Genomic DNA, 13,491 nt, shown 5'->3' with positions numbered 1-13,491 from the left:
GCCACCGTCCCGGCGGTCTGGTACAGCGGCAGGCCATAGGCGCTTTCCCAGACCCGCCTGTCGATTGCCGCCATGAGCTCGTCCTGCTTGGCCAGGTCCGTCGTGGCGCCCAGTTCCTCCATCACCTTGTCGGCGTCGTCGTCGGAAAATCCGTTGAAGTTGCTGCCGCCGCCGGTCTTGAAGATTTGCGGTACGCGGCCAACTCCCACCCCGGTGCTGATCCAGCCGAGAATGGCAGCATCGTAGTTTCCGCTTCCGAGCGCAGCTGCCCAGTCGGAGTTTCCGAGTCCGGCATCCTCGACCGTGAAACCGGCCAGGCGGGCGAAGTCGCGGATCAGGGAAAAGGCACGCACACGGTTCGGGTTATCCCGGTTGTACAGGATCCGGATGGTCGGGGAAGCACCGCGGAGCTGCGACTTCGCCCCCTCGATGTCAACCTCGGAATACTCTGCCGAACCGTTGTTCTTCACGGTGTCCGGGTACTTGGGGTGCGATGGCAGGAAAACGTGTGAATCCAGGGGCTCGGCGTCGGGAACGGCACCGGCTACAGCGTCGACAACCTCCTGCCGGGGAACTGTCTTCAGGAAGGCCTGGCGGACATCCCTGTCGGCGAAGGGGCCCGAAAATTTGAGGTCAAGATGGTCATAGCCGGCCTGGCTGAACTCCTGCACGGTGTTGCCCTGGCTCTTCAGCCCGTCGAAGAGGCTTTCGTTGCCGGCCGATGGCTGCGGGGCGATGATGTCCGCCTGACCGCTCCTGAGCGCACTGACGGCAGCGGGTGCGCTCCCGGTGAACCGGACGGTGATCTCATCCAGGAATGGCTCCGGGCCCCACACGTAGTCCCTGTTCCGCACCAGCCGGACGGAGGTGTCCGCAGCGATGTCCCGGACCAGGTAGGGGCCGCTGGAAAGGTACATGGCCGGGTCATCCGGCAGGGTCTTGGTGTCGAAGCCGGAGTTCCAGAAGTCGCTGACGCGCTTGAGCGGGGCATTGACTTCCGGCTCGGCAGGATCTCCGCCGGGCGACTCCTTGAGCAGGTCAATGAGGTCCGCTTCATCATTCAGTCCGCTTTTTGCGGCGACAACATGGGCCGGCAGTCCGACGTCGAACGCCACTTCCCAGTCAGCGTAGGGGGCGGCATACTCCAGTGTGATGGACCGGCCATCACTGCCGATCTCGGGGAAGACTGTGCCGGCGAGGCCGGTCGTGTCAGCGGCAGCGGAAAAGTAGGTGGTGCCTGTCCCCGCTTCTGCGTCAGCATCGTCGAAGTAGCCGGAACCTGCCGCCCAGGACAGGAGGAGATCTCCGGCGTCTATGGCATCGCCGTCGGACCATTTCACGCCTTCGTTGACCGTGTACTTCACCTTCAGGGGTTTGTCGGAAACCTTCTCGTAGCGGCCGAACTTTTCATTCCGGACCACCTTCACGGTGTCATCGACGTAGTAGAAGCCTGAATGGGTGATGTGGCCGATCTTGGTGTTGATATCCGTGTTTCCACCGGCACTGAAGGGATTGAACGAGGTAAATGCATTCACCTCGGCCACGGTGACACTGCCGCCGCGGTTCGTCTCGCCGACAACCACCGGAGCAGCGCCACCGGAACCGGAGCACCCTGAGAGAACCAGGGCGGCGGCGACGGCCCCGGTGATGACTTGAATCAAACGCCTCAGAGGCATGCGTCTCCTTTGCCTGTCCCGAGTCAGACCTTGAACGGCCTTGTTTTCCTTGAATTCTAGCGGTTCAGGGCGTGGGCTAATGTCGGCATACTATGGGGCAACAGCCGTACCACCGATCCTCTGAAGGAAGCCCATGCCCGATTCCTCACGGCCGCTGCGCAAGCTCGGATTCCTTACTATTGGCCTGTTCGATCCTGCGGATCCAGCCGCGGGGCACGAATCGACGCTGCAGATCATCGGACTGGGCGAGCGGCTTGGATTCGACAGTGCCTGGCTGCGCCACCGCCATCTGCAGTTCGGCATCTCCTCCCCCATTGCCATCATGGCGGCGGCCAGCCAGCGCACGTCCCGGATTGAGCTGGGAACCGCCGTCACCCCAATGGGATGGGAAAACCCGTTGCGGCTGGCTGAGGACCTGGCCACCGTGGACCTCCTCGCCGGCGGACGTATCAATCCTGGGCTGAGCGTGGGCGAACCGATGCACTACGACACGATCAAGCACGCGTTGTACCCGGATTCCGCCGGGTTGGAGGACTTCAGCTACGCCCGCGTCGAGCGGCTGGCACGATTCATTGCAGGCGAACCGGTCCGGGAATTTTCCGGCAAGCAGGGTGTGGTTGAGGAATTCTCCAACCGCGTGGAGCCTCACTCTTCCGGGCTGCGCGAACGTCTTTGGTATGGGGCGGCAAGCAAGGAGTCGGCCATCTGGGCCGGGGCCAACGGATTCAACCTGCTGTCCAGCAGTGTGGTCTTTGCCGGCGCAGATCAGGAACCGGAGTTTGCCCGTATCCAGCAATCACAGATCCGCGCCTACCGCGAAGCCGCTGCATCCGTTACGGCTCCCGGTCCAGCCAGGGTCTCACAGGGCCTCGTGGTGATTCCAACCGATTCGGCTTCAGGGAAACAGCGGGAGAAGTACCAACGGTACGTCGATGAACGTACTCCCCGTACGCGGGTGCCGCACGGGCCAAAAGGGATGCTGTTCGCACCCGACCTCATCGGCACCAGCGATCAGATTGCCGAACAGCTGTACGCCCACGCCGGGTTCCAGGAAGTGGACGAAGTGGCGTTCGCACTGCCCTTCAGCTTCGACCATGAGGATTACGTCCAAATTCTCACGGACATAGCCACCAAACTGGGTCCCGCTTTGGGCTGGACACCGGCGGCGGCGGTATAACCGGCGCCTGGGCCGGAGCCACCTTCAATCAGCAGGACGTGACTCAGCACCAAAAAATCGCGCCCCGGCTATGTCCGGGACGCGATTTTCCAGCATGAACTAAACGTTGAAGCGGAACTCCACCACGTCGCCGTCTGCCATCACGTATTCCTTGCCCTCAATGCGGACCTTGCCGCGGGACTTGGCTTCCGCCATTGAGCCGGCGTCGATGAGGTCGTTGAAGGAAACGACTTCAGCCTTGATGAACCCGCGCTGGAAGTCGGAGTGGATCACACCGGCTGCCTGGGGGGCTGTGTCGCCCTGGTGAATGGTCCACGCACGTGTTTCCTTAGGACCGGCCGTGAGGTAGGTCTGCAGGCCCAGGGTATGGAATCCGACGCGGGCCAGCTGGTCGAGGCCGGATTCATCCTGGCCGTTCATTTCCAGCATCTCGCGGGCCTCTTCCTCGTCAAGCTCAACGAGGTCCGACTCAAGCTTGGCGTCGAGGAAAATGGCGTCTGCCGGGGCAACCAGGGCACGCAGCTCCTCCTGCTTCTCCGGGCTGCCCAGAATGCCTTCGTCAGCATTGAAGACATAGATGAAGGGCTTGGCTGTCAGGAGGCTGAGTTCCTTGAGGTGCTCCATCTCCAGCTTGTCCCGCGTGATCGAGGAGAAGATAGTGTCGCCGCGTTCCAGCACCGCCTGGGCTGCCTTGATGGCCGCCAGCTCGGCAGCTTCGCGCTTCTTGATCTTGACTTCTTTTTCGATCCGCGGAATGGCGTTTTCGATGGTCTGGAGGTCGGCCAGGATCAGCTCGGTGTTGATGGTCTCCATGTCCGAGCGGGGATCCACTTTGCCGTCCACGTGGATGACATCGGGGTCATCGAACACGCGCACCACCTGGGCGATGGCTTCGGCCTCACGGATGTTCGCCAGGAACTTGTTGCCCAGGCCTTCGCCCTCGGAAGCACCCTTCACGATGCCGGCGATGTCCACGAAGGACACCGGCGCGGGCAGCAGTCGCTGGGAGCCGAAGATCTCCGCAAGCTGCTTGAGCCGGGGATCCGGCAGGTTCACGACGCCGACATTGGGTTCGATGGTAGCGAACGGATAGTTCGCTGCCAGGACCTGGTTGCGGGTCAGTGCGTTGAAGAGAGTTGATTTGCCGACGTTGGGCAGTCCGACGATGCCAATAGTAAGAGCCACGAGCATTGATTCTACCGGTTGCAGGTCTCCTTGGCCCCAGCGGGTCCCGGAGCGGTCCCGCACCGCTGGAATATGTCGGTTCCGGAAAATGTCACAGGGTCATGCCACAGTGAGGCTATGGATGCTTTAGCCCTGATTCTCGCCCTGTTGATGCTGCTGGTGGGTGCCGTCGCCGGCGCCGCCGCCGCCTATTTTTTCCTGCGCAAGCGCACCCACGCGCTGGAGGAGGACTTCGACGCCGTCTCATCGAGGCTCTCCGGTGTCAGCGCCCAGCTCGCCGCGGCGGACGCTGAACGCCGCCTGCTCTCGCTCCAGAACCGGGAACTCGGCGAGGCCCGCAACCAGGACGGGAGTGTCCTCAGGGCCCTGGCCCCGGTCGCCGAAAAGCTCACGGCTGTGCAGCAGCAGGTAGCGCTGCTGGAACGCGACCGGCTGGAGCAATACGGTCAGCTGGCGCAGCAGTTGCAGGAAGCCCGGCTGTCCGATGCCCAGCTGATCCGCAGCACGCACGCGCTCGAATCAGCTCTCCGTTCCAACAGCGCCCGCGGCCAGTGGGGTGAAGTGCAGCTGCGCCGGGTGGTTGAAGCCTCCGGAATGCTTCGGCATGTGGACTTCCTTGAGCAGGTCCACAGCGCGGGCACGGATTCTGCGCTCCGTCCCGACCTTGTGGTTCAGCTCCCCGGGGCCAAGCAGCTGGTGGTGGATGCCAAGGTCCCTCTGTCCTCTTACCTCGAGGCCCAGGAATTCGGTACACGGCAGGGGCAGGCCCCGGCAGGCCAGAACCCCGGGAGCCAGCAAGCCCTTCTGGCGGCCCACGCCAAGGCGCTCCGGGCCCATGTGGATTCGCTCAGCAATAAGAAGTACTGGGACATCCCCGGCAACTCCCCTGAGCTGGTGATCTGCTTCCTGCCGGCAGAATCCATCCTCGCCGCAGCACTGACGGCAGACGCCACGCTCTTGGACCACGCGCTGTCCAGGAACGTTGTCCTGGCCTCGCCCAGCACGCTGCTGGCCGTGCTGAAGTCAGTGGCCTTCACCTGGCGTCAGGATGTCCTCACGGACAGTGCCCGCGAGTTGTTCGACCTTGCCCGGCAGCTGTACGAACGGATGGGAACCCTGGGCGAGAACGTGGGCAAACTGGGCACGTCGCTGAAGTCCTCGGTGGACCGCTACAACATGATGGTGGGAACGCTTGAGGCAAGAATCCTGCCAACGGCCCGCAAGCTCAACGCCCTGGACGAAACCGGACTGGTCACGCCGGCTGCCCTGGAAGTTACGCCGCGATCCCTGGCGGCTCCTGAGCTTCAGGAAGCTTCTCCCAGGGTTGAGGAGGATGACGCCGCGGCATGACGGCTCTGCCGGCAAACCGGCGGTCCCAGTCAGTACGCGGCTGGTCGCGTGACCAGCCAGCAGATCCGCCGAGCCGGGACCCCCTAGCTGCGGGAACCGGAGCCGGACCCGCTAGCTGCGGGAGCGGCGGCCGCCCAGAGCACGGGTGACGTCGCCGGCTTCCTTCAGCGTGGCCCGGAGCTCCTTGGGCAGCGAGAAGAGGAGGTCCTCCTCAGCGGTGACTACTTCTTCCACCGAGCCGTAGCCGTAGTCGGCGAGCAACCGCAGGACGTCCTTGACCAGAACTTCCGGAACTGAAGCCCCGGACGTGACGCCCACCGTTGCCACTCCTTCGAACCAGGCTTCGTCCACCTCATTGGCAAAGTCCACCCGGTAGGAAGCCTTGGCCCCGTATTCCAGGGCCACCTCCACCAGGCGCACAGAGTTCGAAGAGTTTGCTGATCCCACCACGATCACCAGTTCGGCCTGCGGCGAGATCTTCTTGATGGCCACCTGACGGTTGGTGGTGGCGTAGCAGATGTCGTCGCTGGGCGGGTCCTGCAGTGTGGGGAAACGTTGCTTCAACAGCCGGACCGTTTCCATGGTCTCGTCAACGCTGAGGGTGGTCTGGGACAGCCAGATGACCTTCTCCGGATCCCTGACGGTCACTTTGTCCACCTCGTGGGGGCCATTGATGATCTGGATGTGTTCGGGGGCTTCGCCCGCTGTTCCTTCAACTTCCTCATGGCCGTCGTGGCCGATCAGCAGGATGTCGAAATCGTCCTTGGCGAAGCGCACGGCTTCTTTATGCACCTTGGTGACCAGCGGGCAGGTGGCGTCAATGGTGCGCAGCCCGCGGTCCTCGGCTGACTGGACGACGGCCGGCGACACCCCGTGGGCGGAAAAAATCACCAGCGCACCCTCAGGGACCTCGTCGGTTTCATCGACGAAGATGGCGCCCTGCGCCTCGAGCGAGCTGACCACGTGGACGTTGTGCACTATCTGCTTCCGCACATAGACGGGCGGACCGTAGTGCTCCAAAGCCTTTTCCACTGCGATAACAGCCCGGTCCACTCCTGCGCAGTAGCCACGGGGGGCCGCCAGGAGTACCTTCTTGGGCCCCGTCACCGGAGCAGCCGCGGACACTTCCTCTGGCGTACGCCGCCTGCGTGGGACGGTTGGCATCGAAAGGGGCACAGCGGTGGAGGTCATGGCACCATGCTACCGGGTTGAACCCCTGCGTCCCGGAGAAGCGATGCGCACCACAATGCCAACCACGGCCAGGGCCACGCCTGCAATCGCGGCCGCCAAAGTCCACGTCCGGAAACTTGCTGTTGCTGCGGCGGCGAATTCGTTCTTGAACATGTCAGCGATCTCGTTGCCACTCGTTGTCGCCAGCACCGTGTCCCCGGCGAGCTGGGATCCGGCAGCCCACAGGCCCGCGATCAGGAGCCCGCCAATTCCGGTACTGAAAACCACCACCCAGCGCCGGCGCGCGGCCACCAGTGCCAGCAGCAACGCGATTCCGGAACCGATGGCGAGGCTGTACCCCAGGGGCGCATAGGCGGCGGCCTGTTCGATAAGCTGGCGCTGGTTGGCCTGCCCGACGTTAATCAGCGTCTGGCCGGGCGGATCCAACGGCAGCCCCGAAGTCCGGCTCAACTCCTCCATACCCAGTGCCACAAGAGGGGCCACATCCAGGGTGAGTGCGGTGCTGGAATCCACTTCGGCCGGGAGGGTGCCGGGCTCCGCAAAACTGAGGCGGTGGCTTCTGCGGAGTGTTTCCTCCCAGGCCGCCGGGTAACCAGGCAGACCCGTCAGGGATTCCGCTGCCGCTTCCAGTACCGGGTCGAGGAGGCCGGCAAAAACCTCCGGGACGGCACTTGTGTCAATGGTGCCGATGGCAGCTGCCGCCAGCCGCTGCTGGAACTCATCATCGCTGCCCAGCGGCGCGGCAAGTGCCACGAAGCCGTCTTCCTGCACCACGTGACGGTCCAGCCAGATGGCCGGAACAGCCAAGGCTGCGAGCACTACGCCCAGGATGACGGCAACGGCAGAGACAACAGTACGCACAGCAAGTCCTTAATCATCGGGCGGCATTGCCATCTTAGAGGGGCCGGGTGGGCGGACACTGTCAGTCCGGAGTGATACAGCTTATGGATAAGGTTGAACACAAGCCCTGAAGTTCAATCTTTGAAATACAAGCCCAGACGTACATAGCATCAGACAGAGGACCGCCCATGCCACCAGCCACACCGTTGCGAGGGCCGGCGCATGTCTGAACAGGCTGCCCTGCCAGGCACGGCACCCTCCACCCTGCCTGCCACCGCCGCAGAGACGAGCCCGGACAATCCCTGGCCCCTTCAGCTGCTGTCGCAGAAACTGAAGATGCACATTGACCGGGCGCCTGCTGCGTGGGTCGAGGGCCAGGTGATCGAGCTTAACCGGCGCGGCACCAACGCTTACCTGACTCTGCGCGATGTCGACGCCGAGGTTTCCCTTCCGGCTTCGGTCTGGTCCAAAATCCTGGAGCGGCAGAATCTGCCCCTTGAGCGTGGTTCCCGCGTGGTCGCCCTGCTCAAGCCGGAGTTCTGGATTAAGACCGGACGAATCAACATGCAGGTCAGGGACATCAGGCCCGTCGGCCTCGGCGATCTCCTGGCCCGCATCGAGCGGCTGCGCCAGGCACTGTCCGCCGAAGGCCTGTTTGCGGACTCGAGGAAGAAGCCGTTGCCCCTTCTCCCCCACCGCATCGGCCTGATCACCGGCCGGGACTCGGACGCCAAGAAAGATGTCCTCCAAAACGCGGCACTGCGCTGGCCCGCGGTTGAATTTGAAATCCGTGAAGTCGCGGTCCAGGGCAACACCGCAGTCGCGCAGATCATCCGGGCCCTGAAGGAACTGGACGGCCGTCCGGATGTGGACGTCATCGTCATAGCCCGCGGCGGAGGTGCCCTCGAGGACCTGCTTCCCTTCAACAGCGAGGAACTGATCCGTGCCGTGGCCGCGGCGGCCACCCCGGTGGTCAGCGCCATTGGGCATGAGGCAGACCGCCCCTTGCTCGACGACGTCGCGGATCTTCGCGCGTCCACACCCACCGATGCTGCTAAAAGGATTGTTCCTGATGTTGCCGAGGAACTGGCCGGCGTACGCCAGACCCGGGAACACCTGCGCCGTTTCATCAGCAGACTGGTGGAGCGGGAGACCGAACGGCTCTCTGCCCTTCACTCGCGGCCCGTCCTTGCCACACCGGAGGGCATGGTCACCGTGCGCTCGGAGGAAATCGAACGTCTCCTGCGGAGGTCATCGGCCGCAGTGAGCTCCACCGTGGTGCGGGCTGCCGATCAGCTGGTGCATCTGCAGGCCCAGGTGCGGGCCTTGTCGCCGCAAAAGACCCTTGACCGGGGCTACGCCGTGGTGGAGCTCATCCCCAGCGAGCCGGCCCGGCCTGATGACCCGGCCGGGCACTCAGTGGTCCGCGACCCCCAACAGGCCCCGGCAGGCACACCGTTGACGGTCCGCGTGGCCCTGGGCCGTTTTGGCGCGGCCTCCACCGGAAAACTTCACGAAGGAGAATCACATGACTGAGCCAAAGACCGCATCAGACCTCGAAGCCCTGAGCTACGAGGAAGCCCGTGAACAGCTCGTGCAGGTGGTGGGCAAGCTCGAGGCGGGGGGCGCCAGCCTCGAGGAGTCCCTGGCGCTGTGGGAGAGGGGTGAAGCTTTGGCCAAGCGCTGCGAGGAGTGGCTTGAGGGTGCACGGAAACGGCTGGCCGCAGCACGCGACCAGCCGCTCTAGCCAGCCACTCGGCCGGGACCCTCCGGAAGGTCCAGGAACCTCCGGAAGCTCAGGACCTTTCGACCAACTCGCGTTCGATGGGCACGTCGAACTCGGCTTTGGGCCATTCGAGCCGCAGGTCAGTCAGCGCTCCGAGTACCAGTTGCTGCACGGCTATCCTGGCGTACCATTTCTTGTTGGCCGGGACCACATGCCAAGGGGCGTGCTCGGTGTTGGTCGCGTCGAAGACGGACTGGTAGGCGTTCACGTAGTCGCCCCAGAATGCCCGCTCCTTGAGGTCTCCACTGCTGTATTTCCAATGCTTGGCAGGGTTGTCCAGCCGGGCCAGGAGCCGGGATTTCTGTTCATCCTTGCTGATATTGAGCATCACCTTGATGATCTTGGTGCCCGCGGCAGTCTGGCGCGCCTCGAATTCGTTAATGGCCGCATACCTGCGCTTGATTTCCTCGGGCGTTGCCCAGTTATGGACCCGGTGGATCAGGACGTCCTCATAATGGGACCGGTCAAAGATGCCCACCATGCCCGCAGCCGGGACTTCCTTCTCGATCCGCCAGAGGAAGTCATATGATCTTTCCTCCTCGGTGGGTGCCTTGAAGGCCTTGAACTGCACACCCTGCGGATCCATCGGCGCCATGACGTGATTGACGATCCCGCCCTTGCCGGCAGTGTCCATGGCCTGCAGGATCAGGAGCATCCTTTTCTTGCCGCCGAAGCGTGACTCCGCGAACAGCTTTTCCTGCAGTTCCGCCAGCGCGCCGTCCAGCTCGGCCAGTATTGCCTGACCGTCCGCCTTGTTGCCCGGGTACCCGGGAGTGGCGTCGGGATCTGCGTCGGCGAGGGAAAAATCCTTTCCGATCCTCAGAGTTTCGGAAGGGTGCTGTTCGAACTCGACGACGCCGTCCATGGCGGTCCTTTCCCAAGGTTCCACGTGCTTAAGGGCACGTGGAACCTAGGCTAGTTCCCTTTGTACCGGCTCAGGAAGTCCGCCATGCGGTTGATCGCCTCTTCGAGGTCCTTGACGAGGGGCAGGGTGACCATCCGGAAGTGGTCCGGGCGCACCCAGTTGAAGGCCCGGCCGTGTGAGACCAGGATCTTTTGCTCGCGCAGCAGGTCCAGGACGAATTTCTCGTCGTCGCGGATGTGGTAGACCTCGGGATCGAGCTTGGGGAAGAGGTACATGGCGCCCCGGGCCTGCTGGGTGCTGACACCGGGGATGGCGTTGAGCATGTCGTAGGCCTTGTTGCGCTGCTCAAGCAGGCGGCCTCCCGGCAGGATGAGATCGTTGATGCTCTGGTAGCCCCCCAGTGCGGTCTGGATTGCGTGCTGGGCCGGGACGTTGGCGCACAGGCGCATGTTCGCCAGCAGGCTGATGCCCTCAAGGTAGTCGGCGGCGTCCTTTTTTGGCCCGGAAATGGCCATCCAGCCTGCACGGTAGCCGCAGACCCGGTAGGCCTTGGACAGGCCACTGAAGGTGAGGCAAAGGACGTCGTCACCGGTCAGGGCGGCCAGGTTGATGTGCACGGCGTCCTCGTACAGGATCTTTTCGTAGATCTCGTCGGCAAAGATCACCAGCCCGTGTTTCTCGGCCAGTGCCACAATCTTCCGCAACGTGTCCTCAGGGTAGACAGCGCCCGTGGGGTTGTTCGGATTAATGACCACGATGCCCTTGGTCCGGGGCGTGATCTTGGCTTCAAGGTCTTCAAGGTCCGGCTGCCAACCGGATTCCTCATCGCAGAGATAGTGCACCGGCTTACCGCTCGCGAGTGCCACTGACGCGGTCCACAGCGGGTAGTCGGGGGTGGGGATCAGCACTTCGTCGCCGTCGTTCAGCAGTGCCATGAGGGACAAGGTGATGAGCTCGCTGACACCGTTGCCAAGATAGATGTCGTCAACGTGGATGTTCTGGATGCCGCGGGTCTGGTAGTACTGCGAGACGGCGGTGCGTGCCGAGAAAATGCCGCGGGAGTCGCTGTAGCCCTGGGCATGGGGCAGGTGGCGGATCATGTCCACCAGGATGGCGTCCGGCGCTTCAAACCCAAACGGTGCGGGGTTTCCGATGTTCAGTTTGAGGATGCGGTGACCCTCTGCCTCCATCTGCTGGGCGGCCTGAAGAATCGGTCCACGGATGTCGTAAAGGACGTTGTGAAGCTTGGTGGACTGCCTGAATTCTGCCATCCATCAAATATGCCACAGGAAGGATGTAATTCCGTTGAGACCTCAGACACACGAACGACGGCGGCCGCCGCCCCCGGTTGGGAGCGGCAGCCGCCGTCGTGGTCAGGTGTTCAGCCCGCGGGCCGGTTCCTACTTGACGATGCCCTTGTCCTTCAGCCACGACGCGGCAGCGTCCTTGGCGTTTTGCTTCTGGCTGCCGCTCACCGCGCGGTTGAGGTTCACGAGGTCCTCGGTGGTGAGTATCTTCGAGACGTTGTTCAGAGCCTCTTTGGCCTTGTCCGTCATTTTCGCCGTGTTGTACAGCGGCAGGACCTGCTGGGCCTTGAAGTTGTTCTTGGGGTCCTCCAGCACCACAAGATCGTTGTCCGCGATCGACGGGGTGGTGGTGTAGATGTCCGCCACCTGTACCTCGTCCGTGAGGAGGGCCTGCAGCGTCAGGTTGCCGCCGCCGTCGCTGAACGGCTTGAGGGCTTTGAGTTCGCACCCGTAGTTCGCCTTCAGTCCCGGGAAGCCGTAGGCGCGGGTTTCGAACGTGGCCGGCGCCGCCATGGTCAGGTCCTTGCAGACCTTGGCAAGGTCCTCGATGGACTTCAGCTGGTACTTCTCCGCGGTGGCCTTGGTGACCACCATGGCGTCTTTGGACTCGGCTTTCGATGGCTCCAGGACCGCGAGGCCCTGGGGCAGTTTCTCCGGCAGGGCCTTGTAGATGTCCTCGGCCGAGACTTCTGCGGCTTCCTTGTCCACGTGCGAGAGCAGGTTGCCGGAGTAATCCGGAACGAGGTCCACGGAACCGTCCTGGACTGCTTTGAAGTAGATTTCGCGGGCACCGATGTTCGGCTTGGTCGTGGCGGTGACCCCGGCGGCCGTCAGGGCCCCGGCATAGATTTCCGCCACAATCTGGCTCTCCGGGAAGTCCGCCGAGCCAACCACCAGCGACCCGCCGGCTGTGCCTCCGCCGCCGGCGCTCGTGGTGGGCGTGGACAGCGGATCGCTGCCGCCGCACGCGGTCAGTGCAACGGCAAGGCCGACGCCGGCGGCCAGCCCAGCCAGTCCCCGGCGCGTGAGGTTGTTCCGGACGATTTCTTTCATGGGGTACCTCCTTGAACAGCAGCTGGCGCAGGCGCGGCAGCTGGGAGATCAGCGGCGGCCTGCTGGCCACCGCGGGAATCAGTTGAGAGGCCGGGCGAAAGAAGGGTTCTTTGCACTCCGGCGAGGATGAGGTCAACAACGATGGCCAGGCCCGCGATGAGTACCGAACCGGCAAGCATCCGGGGGAAATCCTGGAGGACGAGACCGTCGAACAGGTAGCGGCCCAGCCCGCCCAGCGGGAGGTAGGCCACCACTGACACGGTGGCGATGACCTGGAGCACCGCGGTCCGGATGCCACCGAACATCACCTGGAGTCCATTGGGCAGCTCAACGTTGAACAGGATCTGCAGCTCGGTCATTCCCATGGCGCGGGCTGCATCCACCACTGTCCGGTCCACGCTGGAGATTCCGGCGTAGGTTCCCGCGAGGAGCGGGGGGACCGTGAGGATCACGAGCGCCCACACGGGAGGCATGAGGCCGCTGCCCGCAAGCAGGGCAAAGAGGACCAGCAGGCCAAGGGTGGGGAGGGCCCGCAGGGCACCGGCCACGGCAACAGCCACCACCCGTCCGCGGCCCGTGTGCCCGATATACAGGCCTACGGGTACTGCGATGGCGGCTGCGATGATCAGGACCAGTCCGCTGTACTGGAGGTGCTCCAGCAGCCGGACCGGGATGCCGGAACTGCCGGTCCAGTGGAGGGGATCGGCGATCCAGGCGATCGTGTCCAGAAAGATGCTCATGGCCCCGCCCCAGCATGCACCCGGGCGTCGGCCACGTAGCCGGCCGTGAGGGGCGTGGACGGACCGGATGCCTTGACGGCCCGGGTCCACGGGGTCAGCAGCCGTTCGAGCAGGACCAGTACCCCGTCCATGACCAGCGCGAGCACCAGGATGGCGACGATCCCCACCACCACTTCAGTGACGAAGTTGCGCTGCAGTCCGTCGGTGAAAAGCATCCCGAGGTTGCCAACCCCGAGAAGGGCCGCGACGCTGACGAGGGAGATGTTGCTGACGGAGACCACCCGGAGCCCGGCGAACATCACCGGCAGCGACAGCGGCAGG

At 63.7% G+C, this 13,491-nt stretch carries 13 protein-coding genes; 4 read left to right on the top strand and 9 right to left on the bottom strand.

The window, feature by feature from the left end; translation table 11 throughout:
- A partial coding sequence (locus tag DBR22_RS04600) for an ABC transporter family substrate-binding protein (protein WP_108597994.1) occupies positions 1 to 1,676 on the bottom strand: 1,676 nt, incomplete at its 3' end.
- 133 nt (positions 1,677 to 1,809) lie between these two features.
- Here DBR22_RS04600 and DBR22_RS04595 point away from each other — a divergent pair.
- Positions 1,810 to 2,853, top strand: a complete 1,044-nt coding sequence (locus DBR22_RS04595) for an LLM class flavin-dependent oxidoreductase (protein ID WP_108597992.1) — start codon at positions 1,810 to 1,812, stop codon at positions 2,851 to 2,853.
- A 99-nt stretch (positions 2,854 to 2,952) separates the two neighbouring features.
- Here DBR22_RS04595 and ychF read toward each other — a convergent pair whose 3' ends face one another.
- Positions 2,953 to 4,038: a redox-regulated ATPase YchF gene (ychF, locus tag DBR22_RS04590; protein ID WP_108597993.1), complete on the bottom strand. Its 1,086-nt coding sequence runs from the start codon at positions 4,036 to 4,038 to the stop codon at positions 2,953 to 2,955.
- A gap of 117 nt (positions 4,039 to 4,155) precedes the next feature.
- Here ychF and DBR22_RS04585 point away from each other — a divergent pair, with 117 nt between their 5' ends.
- The gene (locus tag DBR22_RS04585; protein ID WP_108597991.1) at positions 4,156 to 5,388 is read left to right on the top strand and encodes a DNA recombination protein RmuC; all 1,233 of its coding nucleotides are present in this window, start codon (positions 4,156 to 4,158) and stop codon (positions 5,386 to 5,388) included.
- A gap of 111 nt (positions 5,389 to 5,499) precedes the next feature.
- Here DBR22_RS04585 and DBR22_RS04580 read toward each other — a convergent pair whose 3' ends face one another.
- On the bottom strand, positions 5,500 to 6,579 hold the full coding sequence (locus tag DBR22_RS04580) for a 4-hydroxy-3-methylbut-2-enyl diphosphate reductase (protein ID WP_108597990.1): 1,080 nt from the start codon (positions 6,577 to 6,579) through the stop codon (positions 5,500 to 5,502).
- 9 nt (positions 6,580 to 6,588) lie between these two features.
- A complete protein-coding gene (locus tag DBR22_RS04575) occupies positions 6,589 to 7,440 on the bottom strand; it encodes a hypothetical protein (RefSeq protein ID WP_108597989.1) in 852 nt (283 codons plus the stop codon).
- A gap of 201 nt (positions 7,441 to 7,641) precedes the next feature.
- On the opposite strand from DBR22_RS04575, the gene xseA reads away from it, so the two are divergent.
- Together xseA and DBR22_RS04565 are read left to right on the top strand one after the other, a co-directional pair.
- Positions 7,642 to 8,955 carry an exodeoxyribonuclease VII large subunit gene (gene xseA / locus DBR22_RS04570; RefSeq protein WP_108597988.1) on the top strand — a complete coding sequence of 438 codons (1,314 nt, stop codon included), beginning with the start codon at positions 7,642 to 7,644 and terminating at the stop codon, positions 8,953 to 8,955.
- Complete coding sequence (locus DBR22_RS04565) at positions 8,948 to 9,166, top strand: exodeoxyribonuclease VII small subunit (protein WP_108597987.1); 219 nt, start codon at positions 8,948 to 8,950, stop codon at positions 9,164 to 9,166. The genes xseA and DBR22_RS04565 overlap by 8 nt, the downstream gene beginning before the upstream one ends.
- A 49-nt stretch (positions 9,167 to 9,215) precedes the next feature.
- Here the strand turns inward: DBR22_RS04565 and DBR22_RS04560 are convergent, their stop codons facing one another.
- The 5 genes from DBR22_RS04560 to DBR22_RS04540 all read right to left on the bottom strand — a co-directional run.
- On the bottom strand, positions 9,216 to 10,070 hold the full coding sequence (locus DBR22_RS04560; protein ID WP_108597986.1) for a PPK2 family polyphosphate kinase: 855 nt from the start codon (positions 10,068 to 10,070) through the stop codon (positions 9,216 to 9,218).
- A gap of 50 nt (positions 10,071 to 10,120) precedes the next feature.
- Positions 10,121 to 11,341: a pyridoxal phosphate-dependent aminotransferase gene (locus DBR22_RS04555; protein ID WP_108597985.1), complete on the bottom strand. Its 1,221-nt coding sequence runs from the start codon at positions 11,339 to 11,341 to the stop codon at positions 10,121 to 10,123.
- 129 nt (positions 11,342 to 11,470) lie between these two features.
- Entirely contained in the window at positions 11,471 to 12,430 is a 960-nt protein-coding gene (locus tag DBR22_RS04550) for an ABC transporter substrate-binding protein (RefSeq protein WP_108597984.1), read from the bottom strand.
- Positions 12,427 to 13,170 carry an ABC transporter permease gene (locus tag DBR22_RS04545; RefSeq protein WP_108597983.1) on the bottom strand — a complete coding sequence of 248 codons (744 nt, stop codon included), beginning with the start codon at positions 13,168 to 13,170 and terminating at the stop codon, positions 12,427 to 12,429. The genes DBR22_RS04550 and DBR22_RS04545 overlap by 4 nt, the downstream gene beginning before the upstream one ends.
- Positions 13,167 to 13,491 (bottom strand): ABC transporter permease subunit (locus DBR22_RS04540; protein WP_146187385.1); only part of this gene is annotated, 325 nt, incomplete at its 5' end. The genes DBR22_RS04545 and DBR22_RS04540, both read right to left, overlap by 4 nt.

The organism is Arthrobacter sp. HMWF013 (genome assembly GCF_003061105.1).
In the GTDB taxonomy this organism is placed as follows: Bacteria; Actinomycetota; Actinomycetes; order Actinomycetales; family Micrococcaceae; genus Arthrobacter.
This window is presented reverse-complemented; position numbering and strand designations above follow the sequence as displayed.